Origin of the sequence: Hymenobacter cavernae (assembly GCF_014641455.1) — a bacterium.
Lineage (GTDB): Bacteria > Bacteroidota > Bacteroidia > Cytophagales > Hymenobacteraceae > Hymenobacter > Hymenobacter cavernae.
The window spans coordinates 544,861-565,702 of record NZ_BMHT01000004.1 but is presented as its reverse complement, the minus strand read 5'-3'; the positions used below and the strand labels follow the sequence as shown (position 1 = coordinate 565,702).

Here is a 20,842-nt window from a genome sequence, read left to right as displayed (position 1 = left end):
ATGCGAAAAGCTGTAAAAAGCAAAAGCCGGTCAATGACCGGCTCCTGTTCCACAACCAAAACACCTAAAAAACTATTCTTTCGAAATAGCTTATTACAATGCTCGTGCCAAAAACCAGTTGACCCTCTTTAAATACGAAATATCAAGCTGCCGGCTAAGCTAGCATCCTGACGAAAAGCTAGTCTGAGAGTCGATAAACGGCCATTTACTCGTAAATTGCCTAGCTAGCAAAGCAGTTGTATATATTTTTTGCCTTTGACTCTCCCCTTTATGGAAGCTCCCCACGACGACTTTATGCGCGAAGCCATTCGCCTTTCCATCGAAAAAATGCAGGCCGGCCATGGCGGCCCATTTGGGGCGGTAGTAGTGAAAGATGGTCAGGTTATCGCCCGCGGCTTCAACCAGGTTACCAGCACCCACGACCCGACTTGCCACGCGGAAGTCGATGCCATTCGTAAAGCCTGCGCGGCCCTGGGTACCTTCCAACTTACTGATTGCGACCTGTATACCTCCTGCGAGCCGTGCCCGATGTGCCTGGGGGCAATCTACTGGGCTCGTCCGCGGCGCGTGTTCTACGGCAACACCAAGCAGGATGCCGCCGCTATCGGCTTCGACGACCACTTCATCTACGATGAGCTTGAGAAACCGCTGAGTGAGCGCGCTATTCCGATGCACGAACTATTGCGGGAAGAAGCCTCGGCCGGATTCCGAGCCTGGGAAGAGCACGAAACCCGAAAGGAATATTAATCTTGAATCACCTGCTTCGTCTCAACCTAGGTTTCAAACAAAGAAAGAAGGCCCGAATGCAGCTGCATTCGGGCCTTCTTTCTTTGTTTATCATGCGTCGTCCACAAAATTCGGGCGGCGCCGTGGCTCAGATATAGATCTTACTTGCCGCGCATGCCCATCATCTTGGCCATCTGCGCCATGCCGCCTTTGGTCTGGCTCATCTTGTTCATGGTACGCATCATCTTGCGCATATCCTCGAACTGCTTCATCAGGTTGTTCACCTGCTGAATATCAGTACCCGAGCCTTTGGCGAGGCGCTTGCGGCGGGAGCCGTTCAGCAGCTCGGGTTGGGCGCGCTCCTGCGGAGTCATGCTCTTGATGATGGCCTCGATTGGCTTGAAGGCATCGTCGTCAATATCAATATCCTTGATGGCCTTGCTCATGCCGGGAATCATGCCGACCAGGTCCTTCAGGTTACCCATCTTCTTAATTTGCTCCAACTGCGAGAGGAAGTCGTCGAAGTTGAACTGGTTCTTGCGAATCTTCTGGTTGATGCGCTTGGCCTCGTCCTCATCGAACTGCTGCTGAGCACGTTCCACGAGTGAGATGACGTCGCCCATACCTAGGATACGCTGGGCCATACGATCCGGATAGAACATATCCAGCGCCTCCATCTTCTCCCCCGTCGAGATGAACTTGATGGGCTTCTCCACCACGGCCCGAATCGAAAGGGCCGCACCACCGCGCGAGTCACCGTCGAGTTTGGTGAGCACCACGCCATCGAAGTTCAGGCGGTCATTGAAGGTTTTGGCCGTGTTCACCGCGTCCTGACCCGTCATGGAGTCAACCACGAACAGCGTTTCCGACGGGTTGATGGCGCGCTTCACGGCCTCGATTTCGCGCATCATCTGCTCATCCACGGCCAAACGACCAGCGGTGTCGATGATGACTACTTTCTTGTTGTTTTTGCGCGCGTACTCAATGGCATTCTGCGAAATCTCAACCGGATTCTTGTTTTCCGGCTCCGAGTACACCTCCACGCCAACCTGCTCGCCGAGCACCTTCAACTGGTCGATAGCGGCGGGGCGGTACACGTCGCAGGCGACCAGCAGCACGTTGCGGTTTTGCTTTTTGATGAAGCTAGCTAGCTTACCGGCGAAGGTTGTTTTACCCGAACCCTGCAAGCCCGACAGCAGCACGACGGCCGGCTCGCCCTTAATAACAATGTCCTGCTTCTCGCCGCCCATGAGTTCGGTCAACTCATCGTAGACGATCTTTACCATTAGCTGGCCCGGCGAAACCGTCGTCAGCACGTCGCGGCCCATGGCCTCGTCCTTGATCTTGTCGGTTACTTCTTTGGCAACCTTGTAGTTCACGTCGGCATCTACCAGCGCCCGGCGGATTTCCTTGATGGTAGCGGCTACGTTGATTTCCGTGATGCTGCCCTGACCTTTCAGAGTCTTAAACGCACGGTCGAGTTTGGTACTTAAGTTATCGAACATCTGCTGATGTGCTGATTATGTAATTTACTAATGAGCTGATTTCAAGGCTAAGAAGCCTTATTCAGCACGATGTTTTCGAGAATGGTGAGGCGGCGCACCACGTCTTCCGTTACGGATTGATTTGCTTCCACCTTCTCCAGTCGCTGGTCGATGCGTTGCACCGTCTGCTTTACTTCGGTTACTTCTTGCTTGAGTTCCGTTACTTCTTGCTTCAGCTCAACTATTTCCTGCTTCACTCCGGCAACCTCCTGCTTGAGACCGTCTACGTCAGTTCGCAGTTCAGCTACCTCTTGCTTCACGCCTACAACTTCCTGCTTCACAGCATCAATCTTGCCTTCCACACGGATGAAGCCATCTACTATAGCAGTGGCGAAGTTGTTGAACGCACTGACAAACTCCTCCCGTAACTCGGTGATTTGCTGCTTATTTTCTTCCGTTTGCCGGTCGATTGCCCGCAGAACGTCGCCCATTATCGCCAGCAGTTCGGAGTTATCATCAGCCATATAGCTAAAAGGAAATAGTGAGGAGCAAAGTTTCGCTTCCCAAAATTAACCAGAAAACCCAGAAAGCCGATACTGCTTACCTTCGCGGTTTCTTTCAGCTGTTAATTCGGTTTCTTCTATGCGCCTGCTCGTCATTACTTATTACTGGCCACCTTCGGGGGGCGCGGGCGTGCAGCGTAGCTTGAAGTTTGTGAAACATCTGCCGGCGCTGGGGGTGGAATGCACCGTCATCACCGTCGATCCGGAAAAAGGTGCTTACCCCGTGCTCGACCATTCGCTGGCCGACGAAATTCCGGCCGGCGTGCGCGTCATCCGGACGGATACTTCGGAGCCTTTTGGCAGCTATAAGAAGCTGACTGGCCGGCAGCAAATTCCTTACGGCGGCTTTGCCAACGAAAGCAAAACCAGCTTTCAGCAACGGTTTTTCAAATTTGTGCGCGGCAACGTGTTTATTCCGGACCCGCGCCGCGGCTGGAACCGGCATGTGCTACGCGCGGTAGCCGATTTGCTGGCCCAAGGCGAGCAGTTCGACGCGGTGCTGACCAGCTCCCCGCCGCACTCCACCCAACTGATCGGCCTGGCACTAAAGAAGCGCTACGGGCTACGCTGGCTGGCTGACCTACGCGACCCGTGGACGGATATTTATTACCACAAGGAGCTGAATCAGACCCTCCCTGCCCGTTGGCTCGATACCTACTACGAACGCCAGGTGCTGGAGCAGGCCGATGCGGTACTCGTCACTAGTCCCGACACGAAGCGGCTGTTTCTGGGCAAGTCGCCGCGGCTTGTGGCGAGTAAATTCCACGTACTGCCCAACGGCTACGACGAAAGCGACTTTCGTATTCGCTCCACCCCACCCACTGATTGTCTACTGATTACGCACACGGGCACCATCAGCGAGACGTACCATATTGAGCTATTCCTGAAGGCTTGCGCCGAATGTCTTCAGCGCCATCCGCAGGTGCCGTTGCAGCTGCGTTTCGTGGGCAAGGTGTCGGATGGCGTGCGGCGGCAGATTGAGGAAAATAACCTAGGTGCGCACGTCGAGTTCATTGCGTTTGTGCCCCACGAGGAGTCGGTGCGCTACCTACTGCGGGCCACGGTGCTGCTGATGGCTATTCCTGATGTAGCCAATAACTTCGGCATTTTGCCGGGCAAAGTGTTTGAGTATCTGGCTGCTAATAAGCCCATTATCTGCATTGGCCCGGTTGGATCTGATGCCGATAATCTGCTGGAGGAATGTGGCGCCGGCCGCACTCTAGCCTATGATGCTTACCCGACGATGCTAGAGCATCTGGAAGGTTTGATAACCCAGTGGAGCAAGAACCCGAACCTCGATCTACCGGCGCTGAACCACGCGCGCTACTCCCGCAAAGCCCTGACGCAGCGGCTCGTACAGCTGATTCAAGGCAAGTAGCCCAGACCTAGGTTTGGGCTATTTCACCAGCTTTTCCCAGGCGCCGCGCACCTTGTTTGGCACCCGGCTAGCCAGGCGCGCGCGCCAATCGGCCCAGGCGGAATGACCTAGCTGCTGGCCTTGCCAGGTTTCGATTGCAGCGGCCACGCGCTGCGCCAACGTGCGGTAGTGCGGCCGTTGGTAGTGGCGCAGGTTGTTGGTGACGTCGGCGGGCGTTTGGATGAAGTCGCGCACGTCAATCAGGAAGCAGTTTTCAGCTTCCGTGACAAACTCTGTCAGGGCCTGGTTCATCAGGATGTGGCGCTGCCGGGCGCCTGTTTCGCCCGAACCCGGCACTTCGATTTCGGCCCCGTTGAGCAGGAAAATGGGTATTGCCGGGGGCAACTGAGTACGAAGCCAACCTAGGTTCTCCTTGAACTCGGCGGGCGCAATCTGCCCCACGCACGCAAACTCCTGACTGAAGCGGCGCAGAAACGCTTCGTCTATGCCCCGAAACCTGCGCTGTGCGTACTTTGCCGCCTGTGCACCTAGGTCAGCCTTCGTTAGATCCTGATAGCCCCCGAAAGGAATCTTCACGCCGGTGGCCTTCTCCTGGTATAGCTCCTGCGTGTAATCCATTAAGGGACTGTACACTACGGCGTCAAAATCATGGTTCCAGAGCTTGGTCTGGAAGGCTTCTTCCCCCAAAAACGGTAGACTTTGCGCCAGACGCTGCTGCTCGGCTGCGGGCAGCTCCCGGCTCAGTCGCAACAGTTCGGTGTGTTCTACGTGCACGGGTATCTGGTTCTCATTCACGTAGTTGAACTCTTCCCAAACCTCCAGCTGAAAGGCTTGCAGGAAGGGCGTCAGCTGACCTAGGTCGCAGCCGCCTTTGAGCAGCACGCGTAAGCGCGAACCAGTTTTAATAGTCGTTGGGTCATCTTCGACGGCTTCCTGCGCCTGCGTCACTACCGTAATCCAGTCGGGCTGCTCGGTTTGGTTCAGCTCCGTGGCTACTTCGCCCTGCACTTCCAGTGCGGGGAAACCTAGCCAAGCGTAGGTAAACTGCTCAATGCCCAGGTGCAGAATGCGGCAGGAAAAAACCAGCTGCTCCAGCCGGTTTTCCGTCTGGTTCAGGCAGTACACCCCGACTAAGCCGTAGTCACCAAACTGGTCGTGGACGCGCACGGTGCCCCAGCGCAGATTAGCATCCTCGAAGCTGGCTTGCAGTTCGTCTTTCGTGACGCGCTGCTTGGTGAAATTCAGCTGGTTGGAGCGGTTAATCAGCTCCTCGATCCGGTCGAGGTCGGGCAATACGGCAGCGCCTTCCCGGAACTGAATGCGCACGTTCGAGTCACGCAGAAAAGCTAGGTTGTCCTGGTACGTAGCGCGGGCCTGCTGCTGACGTTCGAGCAATTTGTATTGTTCCAGGCGCGAAAAGCCAGAGTCGGGCTTGCCGCTGGCGCGCAAAAGCGGCGCTAGTTGCGGCAACTCGGCGGGGTCGGCGACTTGCAGCTTGGGGTTATAAAACTGCGCTTCGGCCCGGTTGATGGGATTATCGTCCAGAAACAAGGCATTGGGCGCCCGCAGCTGCATACTTTCCAGCAACGTCTTGATAATCGGGCCTTTCGGCTGCCAGCTGATTTGCGGAAACACGAACAAGTCGCGGATACCTAGCTCGGTGAGCTTGGCTTCGGCGGCGGCAAAGTCGTTTTTGCTGACAATGGTGTGCACGATGCCCCGCGCCGCCGTGTCGCGCACCAAGGCTAGGTTTTCCTCGAGCGCTTCGATGGCGCCTTCGGAGAGCGTGCCGCGCCAAAAGGTATCGTCCAGGTCCCAGATGATGACTTTGACAGGTTCGGGCATGGTGCAAGTAGCGCGAAGCTCCAGCTTCGCGTCTCGTTGAACGGTTTGTTGTTGAACGAACCCAGAAACAAGTCGTTCAACGATGCGCGAAGCTGGAGCTTCGCGCTACAAGCACAAAAGTACGCAACCTAGGTCCGGAATGCCTACTTTTGCCCTTCTTATGCCCGCCTGTTGCGTTGGCAAACTGTTTTCTATGGCCCTCGACCTCAATCATAAATCTATTCTGGTAACCGGTGGCACTGGCTCGTTCGGCAAAAAGTTCGTGCAGACGGTGTTCGAGAAATTCCCGCAGGTGAAGCGCCTGGTGGTGTACTCGCGCGACGAGCTGAAGCAGTTCGAGATGTCGCAGGTGTTTCCGCACAGCAAGTACCCGGCTATTCGCTACTTCATCGGCGACGTGCGCGACGGCGACCGGCTGAAGCGTGCTTGCGAAGGCATCGACGTGATTGTGCACGCCGCGGCGCTCAAGCAGGTGCCGGCCGCCGAGTACAACCCGATGGAGTGCATCAAAACCAACATTTTCGGCGCCGAAAACGTCATTAACGCGGCCCTCGATTGCGGCGTGAAGGATGTAGTAGCGTTGAGCACCGACAAAGCTGCGGCACCCATCAACCTGTATGGTGCTACCAAGCTCTGCTCGGATAAGCTTTTTGTGGCGGCCAACAACATGAAAGGTGCCCGCGACCTGCGCTTTTCGGTGGTGCGCTACGGCAACGTGATTGGCTCGCGCGGCTCGGTGGTGCCGTTCTTTTTGCAGCGTCGCCACACCGGCGTGCTGCCCATCACTCACCCCGACATGACGCGCTTCAACATCTCGCTCGAAGGCGGCGTTGACCTGGTGCTGTACGCGCTGGAACATGCCTGGGGCGGCGAGATTTTCGTGCCCAAAATACCTAGCTATAAAATCACGGAGGTAGCCAAAGCTATCGGTCCCAACTGCCAGCAGGAAATTGTAGGTATCCGTCCTGGCGAGAAGCTGCACGAAGAGATGATAACCGAAACCGACGCCCTGAGCACGGTGGAACTAGCTAAGTACTACGTTATTCTGCCGTTCACCCCGCAGTGGGATGTCGACAAGTTTATTGTGCACTTCAATGGCAAGCGCATGCCCCTGGGCTTCCACTACGACTCGGCGAATAACGATGAATGGCTCGACGCGGCGCAGATTCAGGAGGAAATCCGGCAGCACGTAGACCCGGCGTTTGTGGCGTAAAAGCTAGGTCTTCTAGGTTTTAAAAGGCTGTTTTCTATCCAGAGAACAGCCTTCTTGTTTATAAAAGGCTGCTTTGGGGCATAATTCACCACGTCTTCACCTAGGTTTGGCAGAATGCACAGTTCATTTGTTTACAGTAAAGCCCAACGTCCGCCTATCTTTGATCTGCTATGATTCCTGCTATTTCCCCGTTTCGCCCTACTCATCCTATTCCTTACGGTCGCCAGCACATCACGCCCGAAGACGTGCAAGCCGTGACCGAAGCGCTCCAATCCGACTTCCTGACCCAAGGGCCGAAAGTGGCGGAGTTCGAGCAGAAGTTCGCTGAATATATAGGAGTGAAATACGCCATGGCTGTCAGCAACGGCACTGCGGCTTTGCACTTGGCAGCCCTGGCGTTAGAAGTTCAGCCGGGGCAGCGGGTGATTACAACGCCCATCACGTTTGCGGCGTCGGCCAACTGCGTGCGCTACTGCGGCGGCGAAGTGTATTTTGCGGATATTGATCCTGTTACCGGCCTTATTGATTTACAAGCAGTTAGACAGCTGCTGGAAAGTCAGCCCAAAGGATACTTTCATGGCTTGATTCCGGTGGATTTCGCTGGCTTGGCCGTTGACCTGGAAGCAGCCCGCCAGCTGTGCGACGAATTTGGCCTGTGGCTCGTGGAAGACGCGGCGCACTCGCCGGGCGGCTTTTTTACGGATAGCCAAGGCGCTGAGCAATGGTGCGGCAACGGCCGGTTTGCCGATTTATCCATCTTCTCCTTTCACCCCGTGAAGCACATTGCCACCGGTGAAGGCGGCATGATAACGACCAACCGCCCGGACCTGTACGAGAAGCTGCTGCTGCTGCGCACGCACGGCATCACGAAAGACTCCGCGAAGCTGCACCGCAACGACGGCGGCTGGTACTACGAAATGCAGGAGCTAGGTTACAACTATCGCCTGCCCGACATGCTCACAGCCCTAGGTATCAGTCAGCTACGCCGCGCCGACGCCGGCCTGGCTCGCCGCCGTGCCTTGGCTGCGCGCTACGATGCGGCATTTGCCGGTATGCCCGGCGTGCGCCCCCTGGCCGGAGCGCCCGGCCACGCCTACCATCTGTACGTCATTCAGGTAGCAGACCGCAAAGGCTTGTACGAAGCCCTGCGCGAGCGGCAGATTTTCGCCCAGGTGCACTATATTCCGGTGCATACCATGCCCTACTATCAGGACCTAGGTTGGAAGAACGGCGATTTTCCGCACGCAGAAGCCTATTATGCGCGCTGCCTGAGCATTCCGATGTTTCCGTCGCTCACCGATGAGGAGCAGGCGTACGTTATTGCCTGCATTCAGGAGTTTGTTAATCAGCAGTAGTTCGTGTTTCCTTCCTCCCCTCGCATCGGCATCATCTCGCAAGCGCGCATGACGAGCACGCGGCTGCCCGGTAAAGTGTTGATGCCGGTGGCCAATCGGCCGCTGCTGCACTACCATGTGGCCCGCCTGCGGCAAAGCGAATTACCGCTCTATCTGGCTATTACGGGCAATGCTGCGGATGACCCGCTGGCAGCGTATGCCGCCGCGGCAGGCTTGCCCTGTACGCGCGGCGATGAGCACGACGTGCTGGCCCGCTACCACCAATGCGCCGCCGAACACGCGCTGGATATTATCGTGCGGGTCACGTCCGACTGCCCGCTGCTGGATGGGTCACTCATCGCCGAAGGCGTCCGCGAATACTTACGGCAGGCCGACCCGCGCCTCTACCTTTCGAATGTATTGGAGCGTACCTTCCCGCGGGGCTTCGACTTTGAAGTTTTCTCCCGCGAGCTGCTGGATGAAGCCTTTACCCACGCCACGCTGCCCGGCGATCGGGAACATGTGACGCCCTACATTCACCAGAACCGCTCGGGGCACGTTCGTTTTCAGCATATTACGCGCTCCGAAGATCGTAGCCAATACCGCCTCACCGTTGATACGGCCGACGATTTCGCGCTTATTCGCACGCTGATCCAAGACTTCGGGGCCACCGAGTTATCGGCCGATGAACTCATCACGTTATTGGACGCGCACCCCGAGCTGGTTGCCCTGAACGCACACGTAGAACAGAAAAAAACATAGCAATGGCAGAGCGCACGCGCCTCATTTTTCGCGCCGATGGCAATCCGCGTATCGGCCTGGGTCATGTGATGCGGCTGCTCGCCCTGGCCGAAATCCTGCGCGAGCGGTTTGCGTGCATCTTTGTCATTCAGGAACCTAGCCCTGAGGTGGCGGCGCAACTACGCAGTGTTTGCGAGGAAGTGATAGAGATGCTGCCGCAACCAGCCGCCGGCGAACCGGCCTGGCTTCGGCAGCACGTGCTACGCCCGTCAGACATGTTGGTGCTGGATGGCTACGGATTTGAGCTTAACTACCAGGAAGCAGTGCGCCCATTGGTGGCGCGGCTGATTTGCCTGGATGATCTGCACGCCTTTCCTTTCGCCGCCGATCTGGTGCTGAATCCGGCGGGCGGCGTCACGCGGGAGCAGTACGATCTGCGCCGGCCCGGCGCCCGCCTGCTGGCTGGGCCGGCTTACGCACCGTTGCGCGCGGCTTTCTGCCAAATAGACCAATCGTCTGCCGGCGCCGCTTCGGCGGCTACTATCCTGGTTTGCCTGGGCGGCGCCGACCCGACGCACCAGACGCAACAGGTAGCCGCCGCTTTGCTCCAACTACCTGCCACTGAGCATATTCATGCCGTAGTAGGCAGCGCCTACGCGGGCTGGGAAGGGCTGCAAAGCTGGGCGCAGGATCAGGCGCGGCTTACGCTGCACCGCAACTTGCCGGCCGCCAACCTAGGTCGGCTCATGCAGCAGTGCGGCGCGGCGGTGTGTTCGTCCAGCACCATCAGCTATGAGTACTGCGCCGCTGACGGCGGGCTGCTGTTTCTGCTGCCTACGGCTACAAATCAGCACGACCTGGATTACTTTCTGCGCTCGGCGGGCCTAGGTCTGCCCTACGCCAGCGCCGCCAACGTGCTGACCTCGCCCGAGGCTGGCCGCATTGGGGAGCAGCTGCGCCATACTCAACGTCGTTATTTCGATGGCCGCTCGGCTCAGCGGCTCCGCCAGGAGTTTGCCGCCCTCACGCTCCCCGATTTCTCGCTGACGCTGCGCCCTGCTACGGCCGCCGATTCGGAGCAGCTTTTTCAGTGGGCCAATGAGCCCGCCGTTCGACAATATTCCTTTAATCCAAATTCCGTTACCCGTGCCGAGCACGAGCAATGGTTCCAAGATCGGCTGAGTGACCCGAACGCATTTTTGGTAATTGCCGAAGATCCTGCAACGCATCAACCCGCCGGGCTTATCCGCTTCAGCGTAGCCGACACCGAAGCTACGTTGAGCTACCTGCTCGCTAGCGACTACCGGGGCCGGGGCTTGGCTTCCGGGCTGCTGGTAAGTGGTACGCGGCAGTTATTGCAGCAGTTCCCGACCGTACGGCGTGTGCTGGGTCATGTGCAAACAGTTAACCTAGCTTCGATCCGAGCGTTTGAGCGGGCTGGTTTTCATAATTTATCTTTTCCCGAGACGCAAGTAGCCGATTCGCTTACTTTTTCTTGGGAAGCAGCCTAGGTTTAACTTTCTTTGAGAAAATATACTCAATAAGAAAAGTTAAATTTTATGTTGCTTGATAATTCTGAGCGGGCGCGACAGGGGTTGGCTGTTTTCTGGTGTGTCATTCTGCTTGCTAGCGCGAGTATTATTTTCAGTTTTATTCACCTGGCACTACTGGATTCTTCCGAATTTTACCCCGTCATAACTCTTGCTGCCAGTGTGATAACCTTGCTCCAGCTTGCGCTGCTGGTTATTTCTGTCGTGTACTTTATTCGTTGGTTCCGAAGAGCTTATGCAAATCTGGAACGCGTGGGCCTCGTGATAGAGCATGAAGAGAAATGGGCTGCTGGCGCTTGGTTTGTTCCGTACATGAACTTACGGCGGCCTTATACCATCATGCGCGAGATCTGGCGCAACACACAGCTACTTGCCTGCGATGCCGTGCAGCCACATAAGCTTTTATATTGGTGGTGGGCCGCATTCTTGGTGAGGGCTTTCGTAGCTAATATCTCCTCTCGTATTACAGCTAATCCGGAAACGCTGGTCCAGTTGCAGAATGCCATTATTGCGGATTTAATTGACTATGGCTTAACTATCATCTCCGCCCTACTCACCATTGCTGTAATTCGGCGGGTCAGTGATTTTGAGCAGCAGCTAGCCTTGCGCCAACAAGTCGAAACAATCGGTGGTCCGGCGCCCGAGCCCGTCGACCTAGGTGCTACGGAAGAGGAACTCTACTACTGAGCAGGTCGTTGAGCCCTGCTGTTTGCTGGCTCTTCGTTTCTTTGCAGTATGTCTACCTTTTCCATCGGCTCCCGCCTTATTGGCCCCGACCAGCCGCCGTTTATTATTGCTGAACTCAGCGGCAACCACAACCAGGATCTGGAGCGCGGCCTGGCTATCGTGGATGCGGTAGCTGCGGCTGGCGCCCACGCCATCAAGCTCCAGACCTATACCGCCGACACAATGACGCTGCCCGGCGCCTACCGCATCGACGACCCCAACTCCCTTTGGTACGGCCGCGAGCTGCACGAGCTTTACCAGGAAGCCTACACGCCCTGGGACTGGCACCAGCCGTTGTTTGAGCGCGCCAAGAGCCACGGCATGCTCGCTTTTAGCTCGCCTTTCGATGAGTCGGCGGTGGATTTCCTGGAAACACTCGACGTGCCCGCTTACAAGATTGCCTCTTTCGAAAATACCGACTGGCCCTTGCTGCGCCGGGTAGCTGCCACGGGTAAGCCCGTGATTATGAGCACCGGCGCCAGCACCCTGGCCGAAGTAGCCGAAGCTGTAGCCGTATTGCGCGAAGCGGGCTGTAAAGATCTGGTGCTGCTCAAATGCACCAGCACCTACCCCGCTACGCCTCAAAACACCAATCTGCGCACCATTCCACACTTTGCGCAGCTCTTCCCCGAGTCGCCCATCGGCCTCTCCGACCACACAATGGGCGTGGGCGCGGCCGTAGCGGCCGTAGCCTTGGGTGCCTGCGTGATTGAGAAACACGTAACGCTGCGCCGGGCTGACGGCGGCGTGGATTCGGCTTTTTCGCTTGAACCTGAGGAGGTTGCGGCGCTCGTCACCGAAACCGAGCGGGCCTGGCAGGCGCTTGGGCAGATACAATACGGCGTACAGCGCGCCGAGGAAAAAAGTCGCCTCTACAAGCGCTCCATCTACGTGGCGCAGGATATCCAAGCCGGGGAGCCGTTCACGACGGAGAACATCCGGGTGGTGCGACCGGGCCTAGGTCTGCCGCCGCGCTACTACGAGCCGCTGCTAGGTAAGCCGGCCCGCCAGAACCTGCTCGCGGGCACACCGCTCACCTGGGAGATGCTGTAGCCGCTATGTCGTATTTGGCTGATTTGGTAAGCCGCACCCGCGACATTCTACAGCTACGGTTCACGGATCTGTTTGCCTCGCTGCCGCCGCGCACGCTCGCCGCTATTTCGCCGGCCAGCGCGGCGCGGCGGCTGCTGAAGGTACTCGGCTACACGGGCTTACGACTGGTCGGCAATATCTTTCAGCCCATTCGCAACCCAGAAAACCTAGGTGGCGCGGTGTGGCTGTACGTGGTGAGCCAGAACAACTACGAGGCACTGAATTTTGTGAAAGAAGGCCTGCCGGGTAGCGTCATGGTGGCCGGGCAGAGCAAGCAGATCGGGCGCTACAACAACGTGGTGAACCGGCTTTCACTGCGGCGGAAGCTGCTTTACTATTGGCATTTTCCGGTTGTATTAACCAGCTTACTTCGTAGTGAAGGACACCGGGCTTGGCGTTTTTTTGATCTGATTTTCAATGCCATTGGCTACTACGAAGTGTATTGTCGGGCGCTCCGCCATTACCAACCCAGAGCTATCCTCTTTGCCAACGACCACAACGACGACGCCCGCGCCTTGCTCCTGGCCGCCCGCACTTGCGGCGTACCGACTGCCTACGTGCAGCACGCTAGCGTGAGCACGCACTTTCCGCCTTTGGGCTTCGATTTGAGCTTGCTGGAAGGTCAGGACGCGCTGGATAAGTACCGGCAATGCGGGCCCGTAGCTGGCTGGGTGGAGTTAGTTGGAATGCCGAAAGCCGACGCCTTTTTGAAACAGCGCAACCTGAACCCCACCGTGCAGCACCTAGGTATTGCCGCCAACATCCTCGACGATTCGGCGGCGCTTGCGGAGTTGGTGGGGCACCTACACCAGGAATTTCCGACGCTCACCGTCACGTTCCGCGCCCACCCCGGCGACTTGCGCGACTTCTCGTTTTTGCTTCAACGACACCCTGGGTTGCAGTTTTCCAACGCCCGCCAGCAGAACGTATTTGAATTTTTGCTGCACCAGGATGCGCTGATTGCTGCCGATACGTCCACGCACCTAGAGGCTACCTTGCTGAACGTAGCTAGTATTTACTACCGCTTCAACACGCACAGCGGCACCGATGACTACTACGGCTACGTGGCGCACGGCCTGATTGAGCGGGCTGATACCCTACTGGAAGTCAGCGCGTTGCTGCGGCGTTACCAGGCGCAGAAGCCCGTTGATTTATTCCGGCGGGCGGCTTACTACAATGCTACCCTAGGTACTGCGGATGAAGGCCATAGCCAGGAGCGCGCCTTGCGGGAGCTGCGGGAGTGGTTGGCGACTCGCGCTTAGTATCTTCGCCGGTATGGCTACTGTTCTGCCCAAGGTTTCTGCCGCTGCCGTTTCCGCCGAAACGCGACTAGCCTATGTGCTGCACCACTTCCGACTAGCCTATGCTGGCGCCGATGCGGTTCCAATTGGCTACGCCGGCCAACAACCGCAGGTGGAAGTAGCCGATGGCGCCGGTGACTTTTTTGAGCGGCAACTTCCCTACCCTCCCGCACCGAGCTGGCGCGAGTGGCAAGGCCGGCGGCTACCGTTCTTCTTCGACCTAGCTTCCGATAAACCGCTGCTTGAGTTAGTTGATAACCAAGCCATTATCAACTCAGATCTTATTTCGGCGGCGTTTTACCTGCTCAGCGGCTGGCAGGAATACTTCTGCGAGGAGCGCGACCGACACGGGCGCTTTCCGTTCAGCGCCAGCGTGCAGCACCGTTACGGCTTCGTGGCGGTGCCGGTGGTAAATTATTACTTCGACATTCTCCGCGCGGCCGTTGAGCATGTGACAGGTCGCGCCCTAAAGCCGCTTCAGTGGGCTGCTGATGCGCCGTTTGCGGTCTTCGTCACCCACGACATTGACAACCTATTCAGCGCCTGGAAAGCGCCTGCTAAAGCAGCTTTGCTCCGCCGCGACTGGCTAGGTTTTGGGCAACGACTATGGCAGCATTTCACCCGACACGACGCCTGGGACAACCTGGCCGAAGTACAGCAAACAGTAGCCAGCTACGGCGCGAAGAGCACGTTCTTCTTCCTTCCTGAGCAGAGTAAAAGTGCTAATGGCACACCGAATGCCGATTACAAACTGAGTAGGATATGTGCGAAAGCTATAGCAGCAATTGGCGATTCTGAAGCTGGACTGCATGGAAGTATTGGCACAGCAGTACACGGAGGCAATTTGAAAGAGGAAGAGCATCGACTTCAGCGTTGCATCAAAGGCCAGGTTGCGGGTATCCGGTTTCACTATTTGCAATGGGAGCCACGCATTACGCCCGTTATCGTGAGTAGCCTGATGTTTCGCTTCGATACAACCCTAGGTTTCGCCGAACACTTCGGTTTTCGGAACTCCTACTGCCTGCCTTTTCAGCCGTTCCTTTTCCTTAATGGTCACGTTGCCAGCTTCCTCGAAATACCGCTCAACGTGATGGACGCCACGCTGCATCACCCCAACTACCTACAGCTGGCTCCCGACGAAATCCTGCCTGCCCTCACGCCAATGTTCCAGGAAATCGAACGATTCGGCGGCGTGTGCACGGTGCTGTGGCACAACGAGAACTTCGACCCAGCCAACACCCGCAATGGTCCGGAGCAGTTTCGAGCACTAATGGAGTACCTTCGTGGCCGAGGCGCGGCATTCGTGACCGGCCGGGACATCTGTGAAATGGTGAGCTGGTGAAATAGTGAGTTTGCAGTGCATTAGCCTGAACACCACCTCACCACCTCACCACCTTACCATCTCACCACTTTGGGCATCGTTCGGCGGCAAGGGCTGCGCAATACTATTATTTCCTACATCGGCCTGGGCCTAGGTTTCGTGAATACGACCTTGGTGCTGCCAAACTTTCTGGAGCCGCAACAGCTAGGTCTTACGGCTACGCTGAGCACCATCGCCATGGTGTACGCCCAGATTGCGGCTTTAGGGTTTGCGAGCGTAGGCATCCGCTTTTTCCCGTATTTCCGCAACCGCGAGGTAGGCCACCACGGCTTTCTGCCGCTGCTGATTGGCGTGCCGCTGCTCGGTTTTGCGGTCGTGACGGTGCTGTACTTCGTGGGCGAGCCTCTGATGCTGCATTGGTACGCCGACGATGCCGCGCTGCTCCAACCCTACTACGCCTGGGGCGCGGTGCTGGCGCTGTTCATGCTGCTCTATTCGTTGCAGGACGCCTACCTTAAAGCGCTGTACCACACGGCGTTTTCCTCCTTTATTCAGGATGTCGTGCAGCGGCTGCTGATCGTGGCCGGGGCGTTGCTCTACGCGCACGGCACCCTCACCTTCAGCGGCTACGTGCTGTGGTTTGTGGGCGTAAACGGCACTATCTCGCTCCTGCTGACGGGCTACCTGACTTACATTAAAGAACTGCACGTACGCCCCACCCGCGCCGCGTTCCGCATTCGCCCCTTGCGCGAGCTGTTGAGCGTAGGCGGCTTCACGCTGCTCGGCAGCTTATCGGGCAGTATCATCATGTACATCGATACGCTGATGGTGGGCGCGCAGGTAAACCTGGCCGCGGCGGGCATCTACGGGGTGGCGGCCAACATCAGCACGGCGCTGGCGATTCCGGCCCGCTCGCTCAATAAGATTGCCTTCCCGCTGCTGGCCGACTACTGGAAGCAGCAGGACATGCCGCGCATGGCCGACTTCTACCGCCGCACCACGCTGCTCAACACGGTAATCGGCTGCTACCTAGCCTTGGGCATCGGTCTGAACATCGATTTCATCTACTCGCTGATGAAATCACGCTATGCCGAGGGCATCTTCGTGGTACTGCTGCTGCTCGGTAGCCGCCTCTTCGACAGCATCACCGGCGTGAATGGCCTCATCGTCGTCACCTCTCCGCGCTACCGCTACGACCTGATTTTCAATGTCTCCCTGTCCATTCTCACCGTCGCGCTGAACTGGTTTCTGATTCCAAAGCTAGGTATCAGCGGAGCAGCGGTAGCGGCCGTCATTGCGCAGGTAAGCATCAACGTGGCCCGAACGTGGTTTGTGTGGTACAGCTACCGGCTTCAGCCGTTCACCTGGCGCATTCCGCTGGTGCTGGGCATTGCCGCCGCCGCCGCACTGGCCGCGTGGCTGGTGCCAATGGTGCATTCGCTGCTCATCACCATGCTCATCCGTTCGGCGGTACTGACGGCCGTGTACGGCGCCGTGCTCCTACTGACGCGGGCCGTACCGGAGGTGAATACGATTGTGCAGAACCTAGGTCGTAAATTCCGTTTTAAGCAGAATTAAGACGACCTGCTATATACTATTAATGTATTACTTTACGTCTAAACTGGTAAAGTCTTTTATATGATGCGGGCTTATTCAACTTCACTTCTATTACTAACACTTATCGGCTTATCAGCCTGTAAAAAAGATGAGCAAAATCCCACGTCTAAAATCAGGCAGCGTGTTTTTACGAATGGTAAAGAGATTAAAGATGAAGCCGTAAAGAACCGTTTTATCCAGCAATCAAGCGTTTCCTTCGTACTACCCACTACTACCCTTAGCGCAGACGATGTTATCCGGTTTGTCAAACCAGATACAGTTCTAATTGGCACGAACATCATACGCTATTCCGTAAGTAGAAATAAAGACCAATATCTATTCTATTCGCCTTTCATGATGCCGGTCGCAGATCGTAACGATTTTTTCCGGCTGATGCTCAAGTATACTTCACCACTACTTCCCGTTCCTGATTATTTATCATATAGCTATGTAGCTCAGCATGTAGTAGTAGGCTACAATGCAGGCAACAACATTCGCCTTGCCGTGTTACACTACCGCTTCAAACAGGCTCTTCCTGGAAATAACAGGTATTCCGACAAGTCTGGAAGGGTTTTTAACGAGTTCAAGGAAGCTACTATTGCAAGCGTCAAAGCGGGCGATACATTAGCTGTGCAGGAGTCAAGCAGGGAAATTCCAACTCAATAACATCAGCAACTTCTGTCGACCATATTACATATTTGTTCGACTTTGTTCGACAGAGGTCGTTGCTTGGCCGGATTTATAATCCGACCAAGCTAGGCTAGCTAGCACCTAGGTACCAACACCCTTACTGCATCCGCGTGCCTTGCGGCTCTATGCCGGCATCCGCCACCTGCCCTTGGGCTAATTTGCTGTGCTTCTTACCGTAAGCGAAGTAAATCACTAGGCCGATAGCCAGCCACACGAACAGCCGAATCCAGGTGTCTTTTGGCAATGACACCATCATTACCAGGCACGTCAGGATACCTAGGATGGGCACCACCGGCACCCACGGCGTGCGGAACGGCCGGGGCGTGTTGGGCTCGCGCTTGCGCAAAATGAGGATGCCGATGCACACCATCACGAAGGCCAGCAGCGTACCGATGCTCGTCATTTCACCCACCACGCTGATGGGCACCAGCCCTGCAAATAGGCTGATAAACACGCCTAGCAAGAGATTGGATTTGTGCGGCGTCTGGAAGCGCGGGTGCACCTGCGAGAACACGCCCGGCAGCAATCCGTCGCGCGACATGGTGAAGAACACGCGGCTTTGGCCCAGCAAATCCACCAGAATCACGGACGTGTAGCCGATCAGAATGGCAATGATGATGGCTTGGCTCAGCCACGCGTACGGCGTTTTCTCGATGGCAATAGCCACCGGCGCGGCGCTGTTTTTGAACTCCGTATAATTGGCTAGGCCCGTCATTACGTGCCCAAAAAGGACGAACAGCACCGTACAAATCAGCAGCGAGCCGATGATACCGATGGGCATGTTGCGCTGCGGATTCTTGGTTTCCTGCGCCATGGTGGCCACAATGTCGAACCCGATAAACACGAAGAACACGACGCCCGCCCCGCGTAAGATGCCGCTCCAACCAAACTCCCCGAAGTTGCCGGTGTTGGCTGGAATATAGGGTTGGTAGTTAGCCGGGTCAATGTATCGCCAACCTAGGGCAATGAACACCAGCACGACTAACACCTTGAGCGCCACCACAATGGCATTGAAGATGGCTGAGCCTTGCGTGCCCCGGATGATGATAGCCGTAATGGCCAGCACGATCAGAACAGCGGGCAGATTTACGAAGCCGGTTACCTGGGCGCCACTCGCCAGCGTGATGGTCTCGAAGGGCGAAGCCACTAGCTGCGGTGGAATGTGCAGGTTGTATTTGCTCAGGAAGCGCACCAGGTATTGCGACCAACTGATAGCCACCGTGGCCGCGCCCACCGAGTATTCGAGCACCAAATCCCAGCCAATAATCCAGGCAAACAGCTCACCTAGGGTAGCGTAGGCGTAGGTGTAGGCGGAGCCGGCCACCGGCACCATCGAGGCAAATTCGGCGTAGCACAGCGCCGAAAACGCACAGCCCACCGCCGCCACTACAAACGACAGCGTCACGGCTGGCCCGGAGTGGTTGGCCGCCGCAATGCCGGTGAGCGAAAACAGCCCCGCCCCGATAATCACTCCGATACCGATTGCAATAAGATTGAGGCCGCCCAGGCTGCGTTTCAGCGTGTTAGCGCCGGTTTCGGCTGCTTCCTGGTGTAGAAGTTCGAGTGATTTTTTAAGCATAAAAAGAGTAAATACTACTTCATCAAGTTTGCAAAGAAAGCCTATGGTGCCTTGGCAGCCGGACCTTCTACGGGGTAAAGCAAGTTTTGGAGTACCCGACAACCACGAAGTAGCCGGAGTTGTTAGGCAGCCTAGGTCAGCCCGATTGAAAAAGCCAGCAGAATTGTCATTCCGAGCAGCGCGAGGAATCTGGGTTTAAAACCTAGGTCTCAACTCAGATTCCTCGCGCTGCCCGGAATGACAATTAACAGCTTATAAATTGGTAAACAGAAGCTTACCTGCTGCCGATTGGTGGCGCATCCGGTAGCAATTCATGGCCGTGTTGCCGAGCTGCTCGATGAGGCGGTAGTTGGCTACCGCGCCCACTGCCGCCCCGATTACGGGCACCAGTTGGGCTAGCTTCGCCAAATCGATGTAGTCGCGGTACTCCTGCTGGAAGGTGCGCCAATCGAACTCGTGCACATCGGTGGGCAGGGTGTGGCGGTAGGCTTCCCAATCGGCCAGGCGGCGGTACACGTCGTTGCGGGTGTGCTGGCTGCTGAACGCCAGCTGAAACACATGCAGCAGGTAGAGGCGCTCGGTATAGTCCTTCACATCATAGCCGTAAACAGAGGCCACGTCGAAGAGGAGCTTGAGCTTCAGCCCCAGCAGCAACGGGAAATCGGCCAGCCCAAACAGGAAGCCACCGGCACCCGTTACGGCGCCTTCGGCGGCGGCCATCGTGCGGTAGTCACGCACGTGGGCGCGCACGGCTGTTTCGCGCTGTTCCAGGCTGGCTTCGAGCAGCGGCTTACGCGTGGTGTGCATGGACCCGAACAGCACGCCGCGCACCATCTGCTTGATGGCCGTAGTGATGGCCGCGTGCAGCTTCTCGGGCAGCAAGGCATTGAGGCGCGTCTGCACCCGCCGCGCAACGCGGTCCAGCATGGAAGGGCGCTGCTGCATCTTCTGCTGCCACTGGCGCAATTCTTCGGCAGCTTGCTGTTCGTAGGAAGTCATGAGCGGAAGATAGCGGCTACTCCTCTTCCGAAGCTAAGCGGCGTTGCACGTCAGCTTTTAAAATGGGCAAATGCTTTTTTAGGATGGTCCACACGACAGCATCATCAATGTTATCGTAAGAATGAATTAGCCTATTGCGAAAATCCACCATTTGCTTCGTATTCGGCAGTTCTGCTTCCGGCCACACGCGCCGCAGATGGTTTACAGCTTCGCCTACGATACCTAGCTGCCGTTCAACGGCACTTCGCGTTTTGGCATCTACCTGATAGGCAGCAAAGCTTGGTAAGTCGCGCACAAATTCTTCTGCCAGTTCAATAGCGCGGAGAATATCAAACAAGTATTTCCGGCCGTGCTGCGTCATAAATTAGTTTTTTGGTGCGTTCAATTTCCTGCACCAAATATGGATTACGCAACGACTCCGGCGTTAGTAAATCTACCTTGCGCTGAAATAAATCTTCTAGTTCCGTCCATAGGCTCATCAATGCTTCTCCTCGCTCCAATGGCGGTAATGATTGAAGCGTTACCAGGAAATCTAGGTCACTGGTAGCCGGTTGAAAATTACCCGTTGCCGCCGAGCCAAAAAGGTATAGTTGCTGCACCTGACGCGTGCGGCAGAGGGCAGCTAGCTGAGAAGCGACGTTGGCGATGAGCGGCAGCATCAGAAGTAGTATAAATCTTGCATTACGCTATAAGTCAGACAATCA

19 protein-coding genes are annotated in these 20,842 nt (G+C 56.5%); 12 read left to right on the top strand and 7 right to left on the bottom strand.

Annotation, left to right across the window (positions count from 1 at the left end; genetic code table 11):
* Window positions 1–270: 270 nt before the first annotated feature.
* Complete coding sequence (locus IEX74_RS13350) at window positions 271–747, top strand: nucleoside deaminase (RefSeq protein ID WP_188814476.1); 477 nt, start codon at window positions 271–273, stop codon at window positions 745–747.
* A gap of 140 nt (window positions 748–887) precedes the next feature.
* Here the strand turns inward: IEX74_RS13350 and ffh are convergent, their stop codons facing one another.
* Window positions 888–2,231: a signal recognition particle protein gene (gene ffh, locus IEX74_RS13345; RefSeq protein WP_188814475.1), complete on the bottom strand. Its 1,344-nt coding sequence runs from the start codon at window positions 2,229–2,231 to the stop codon at window positions 888–890.
* Window positions 2,232–2,278: 47 nt separating this feature from the next.
* Window positions 2,279–2,734: a hypothetical protein gene (locus IEX74_RS13340; protein ID WP_188814474.1), complete on the bottom strand. Its 456-nt coding sequence runs from the start codon at window positions 2,732–2,734 to the stop codon at window positions 2,279–2,281.
* Window positions 2,735–2,852: 118 nt separating this feature from the next.
* Between IEX74_RS13340 and IEX74_RS13335 the strand changes: the two genes are divergently transcribed.
* Window positions 2,853–4,151: a glycosyltransferase family 4 protein gene (locus tag IEX74_RS13335; protein WP_229755276.1), complete on the top strand. Its 1,299-nt coding sequence runs from the start codon at window positions 2,853–2,855 to the stop codon at window positions 4,149–4,151.
* 18 nt (window positions 4,152–4,169) lie between these two features.
* Here IEX74_RS13335 and IEX74_RS13330 read toward each other — a convergent pair whose 3' ends face one another.
* The gene (locus IEX74_RS13330) at window positions 4,170–5,996 is read right to left on the bottom strand and encodes a hypothetical protein (protein WP_188814473.1); all 1,827 of its coding nucleotides are present in this window, start codon (window positions 5,994–5,996) and stop codon (window positions 4,170–4,172) included.
* Window positions 5,997–6,189: 193 nt separating this feature from the next.
* Between IEX74_RS13330 and pseB the strand changes: the two genes are divergently transcribed.
* From pseB to IEX74_RS13280, 10 genes are all read left to right on the top strand, one after another.
* Entirely contained in the window at window positions 6,190–7,209 is a 1,020-nt protein-coding gene (gene pseB, locus IEX74_RS13325; protein WP_188814472.1) for a UDP-N-acetylglucosamine 4,6-dehydratase (inverting), read from the top strand.
* A 170-nt stretch (window positions 7,210–7,379) separates the two neighbouring features.
* Window positions 7,380–8,564, top strand: coding sequence for a UDP-4-amino-4,6-dideoxy-N-acetyl-beta-L-altrosamine transaminase (gene pseC / locus IEX74_RS13320; protein WP_188814471.1), 1,185 nt, complete (start codon window positions 7,380–7,382; stop codon window positions 8,562–8,564).
* 3 nt (window positions 8,565–8,567) lie between these two features.
* The gene (locus IEX74_RS13315) at window positions 8,568–9,305 is read left to right on the top strand and encodes a cytidylyltransferase domain-containing protein (protein ID WP_229755275.1); all 738 of its coding nucleotides are present in this window, start codon (window positions 8,568–8,570) and stop codon (window positions 9,303–9,305) included.
* Window positions 9,306–9,307: 2 nt separating this feature from the next.
* Window positions 9,308–10,795 carry a UDP-2,4-diacetamido-2,4,6-trideoxy-beta-L-altropyranose hydrolase gene (pseG, locus tag IEX74_RS13310; RefSeq protein WP_188814470.1) on the top strand — a complete coding sequence of 496 codons (1,488 nt, stop codon included), beginning with the start codon at window positions 9,308–9,310 and terminating at the stop codon, window positions 10,793–10,795.
* A 201-nt stretch (window positions 10,796–10,996) separates the two neighbouring features.
* Window positions 10,997–11,521 (top strand): DUF4328 domain-containing protein, encoded by a 525-nt coding sequence (locus IEX74_RS13305; RefSeq protein WP_188814469.1) that lies wholly within the window; start codon window positions 10,997–10,999, stop codon window positions 11,519–11,521.
* Window positions 11,522–11,569: 48 nt separating this feature from the next.
* A complete protein-coding gene (pseI, locus tag IEX74_RS13300) occupies window positions 11,570–12,613 on the top strand; it encodes a pseudaminic acid synthase (RefSeq protein ID WP_188814468.1) in 1,044 nt (347 codons plus the stop codon).
* Window positions 12,614–12,618: 5 nt separating this feature from the next.
* Complete coding sequence (locus tag IEX74_RS13295) at window positions 12,619–13,914, top strand: hypothetical protein (RefSeq protein ID WP_188814467.1); 1,296 nt, start codon at window positions 12,619–12,621, stop codon at window positions 13,912–13,914.
* Between the two features lie 13 nt (window positions 13,915–13,927).
* Window positions 13,928–15,295, top strand: coding sequence for a DUF7033 domain-containing protein (locus IEX74_RS13290; protein WP_188814466.1), 1,368 nt, complete (start codon window positions 13,928–13,930; stop codon window positions 15,293–15,295).
* A 69-nt stretch (window positions 15,296–15,364) separates the two neighbouring features.
* Window positions 15,365–16,852: a lipopolysaccharide biosynthesis protein gene (locus tag IEX74_RS13285; RefSeq protein WP_188814465.1), complete on the top strand. Its 1,488-nt coding sequence runs from the start codon at window positions 15,365–15,367 to the stop codon at window positions 16,850–16,852.
* Window positions 16,853–16,912: 60 nt separating this feature from the next.
* Entirely contained in the window at window positions 16,913–17,536 is a 624-nt protein-coding gene (locus tag IEX74_RS13280; protein ID WP_188814464.1) for a hypothetical protein, read from the top strand.
* Window positions 17,537–17,657: 121 nt separating this feature from the next.
* Here IEX74_RS13280 and IEX74_RS13275 read toward each other — a convergent pair whose 3' ends face one another.
* The 4 genes from IEX74_RS13275 to IEX74_RS13260 form a co-directional block, all read right to left on the bottom strand.
* Complete coding sequence (locus IEX74_RS13275; RefSeq protein ID WP_188814463.1) at window positions 17,658–19,139, bottom strand: amino acid permease; 1,482 nt, start codon at window positions 19,137–19,139, stop codon at window positions 17,658–17,660.
* Between the two features lie 252 nt (window positions 19,140–19,391).
* Entirely contained in the window at window positions 19,392–20,138 is a 747-nt protein-coding gene (locus IEX74_RS13270; protein ID WP_188814462.1) for an EcsC family protein, read from the bottom strand.
* A 16-nt stretch (window positions 20,139–20,154) separates the two neighbouring features.
* On the bottom strand, window positions 20,155–20,499 hold the full coding sequence (locus IEX74_RS13265; RefSeq protein ID WP_188814461.1) for a HepT-like ribonuclease domain-containing protein: 345 nt from the start codon (window positions 20,497–20,499) through the stop codon (window positions 20,155–20,157).
* A complete protein-coding gene (locus IEX74_RS13260; RefSeq protein ID WP_188814460.1) occupies window positions 20,468–20,797 on the bottom strand; it encodes a nucleotidyltransferase family protein in 330 nt (109 codons plus the stop codon). The genes IEX74_RS13265 and IEX74_RS13260 overlap by 32 nt, the downstream gene beginning before the upstream one ends.
* Window positions 20,798–20,842: the final 45 nt, after the last annotated feature.

Coding starts and splice junctions, on each gene's coding strand:
- IEX74_RS13350 (WP_188814476.1), top strand. CDS start 271: ATGGAAGCTCCCCACGACGACTTTATGCGCGAAGCCATTCGCCTTTCC.
- ffh (WP_188814475.1), bottom strand. CDS start 2,231: ATGTTCGATAACTTAAGTACCAAACTCGACCGTGCGTTTAAGACTCTG.
- IEX74_RS13340 (WP_188814474.1), bottom strand. CDS start 2,734: ATGGCTGATGATAACTCCGAACTGCTGGCGATAATGGGCGACGTTCTG.
- IEX74_RS13335 (WP_229755276.1), top strand. CDS start 2,853: ATGCGCCTGCTCGTCATTACTTATTACTGGCCACCTTCGGGGGGCGCG.
- IEX74_RS13330 (WP_188814473.1), bottom strand. CDS start 5,996: ATGCCCGAACCTGTCAAAGTCATCATCTGGGACCTGGACGATACCTTT.
- pseB (WP_188814472.1), top strand. CDS start 6,190: ATGGCCCTCGACCTCAATCATAAATCTATTCTGGTAACCGGTGGCACT.
- pseC (WP_188814471.1), top strand. CDS start 7,380: ATGATTCCTGCTATTTCCCCGTTTCGCCCTACTCATCCTATTCCTTAC.
- pseG (WP_188814470.1), top strand. CDS start 9,308: ATGGCAGAGCGCACGCGCCTCATTTTTCGCGCCGATGGCAATCCGCGT.
- pseI (WP_188814468.1), top strand. CDS start 11,570: ATGTCTACCTTTTCCATCGGCTCCCGCCTTATTGGCCCCGACCAGCCG.
- IEX74_RS13295 (WP_188814467.1), top strand. CDS start 12,619: ATGTCGTATTTGGCTGATTTGGTAAGCCGCACCCGCGACATTCTACAG.
- IEX74_RS13290 (WP_188814466.1), top strand. CDS start 13,928: ATGGCTACTGTTCTGCCCAAGGTTTCTGCCGCTGCCGTTTCCGCCGAA.
- IEX74_RS13280 (WP_188814464.1), top strand. CDS start 16,913: ATGATGCGGGCTTATTCAACTTCACTTCTATTACTAACACTTATCGGC.
- IEX74_RS13275 (WP_188814463.1), bottom strand. CDS start 19,139: ATGCTTAAAAAATCACTCGAACTTCTACACCAGGAAGCAGCCGAAACC.
- IEX74_RS13270 (WP_188814462.1), bottom strand. CDS start 20,138: ATGACTTCCTACGAACAGCAAGCTGCCGAAGAATTGCGCCAGTGGCAG.
- IEX74_RS13265 (WP_188814461.1), bottom strand. CDS start 20,499: ATGACGCAGCACGGCCGGAAATACTTGTTTGATATTCTCCGCGCTATT.
- IEX74_RS13260 (WP_188814460.1), bottom strand. CDS start 20,797: ATGCTGCCGCTCATCGCCAACGTCGCTTCTCAGCTAGCTGCCCTCTGC.